Origin of the sequence: Jeotgalibacillus marinus, from assembly GCF_040801915.1 — a bacterium.
GTDB classification, from domain to species: Bacteria; Bacillota; Bacilli; order Bacillales; family Jeotgalibacillaceae; genus Jeotgalibacillus; species Jeotgalibacillus marinus.
Map to the genome: position 1 here is coordinate 1 of NZ_JBFMIA010000083.1, position 525 is coordinate 525.

Here is a 525-nt window from a genome sequence, read left to right on the forward strand (position 1 = left end):
ATCAACAAAAGGCGGATTTACTTGGTTTCCGCTATATCGCCGCCCCCCGCTTCCCATGCTTCCTTTCCCCCCCCCCCTCCGTTCTCCTTTTCTCCTCTCTTCTTCTCCCTCTCCTTCCCTCCCTCCTCCTTTCTTCTTCTTCCCTTTTCTCCTTCCCCTCCCCCTTCCTTTCTTCTTTCCTTTCCTTCCCTTCTTCTCCCCCCTTTTCCCTCCTTCCTCCCCCTCTCTCTCCTCTCTCCCCCTTGTCCCCTCCCTTTCCCCCTTCCCCCCCTTCCTTTCCCCTCCCCTTCCTTCCCTTCTTTCTTCCTTCCTTTTTTTTTCCCCTTTCCCCCTCTCTTCTTTCCCTCCCCTCTCTTCTTCCCTCTCTCCCTTTCTCCTCTTTTCTTTCTCTCTTTTCTTCCTTTCTTCCTTTCTTTTCCCCCCTCCTCTCCCCCTCCTTCCTTCCCCTCCCCCCCCCCTTTTTCCCCCCTTCCCCCCCCTCCTCCTTCCCCTTTCTTCCTTCCCCCCCCTTCCTCTTCTCCTTTT

Annotated in this window: 1 protein-coding gene; it reads right to left on the reverse strand. The window is 55.6% G+C overall.

What is annotated here, in order from left to right; all coding sequences use genetic code 11:
- Window positions 1-17: 17 nt before the first annotated feature.
- Window positions 18-525 (reverse strand): hypothetical protein (locus AB1471_RS17055; RefSeq protein WP_367780937.1); only part of this gene is annotated, 508 nt, incomplete at its 5' end.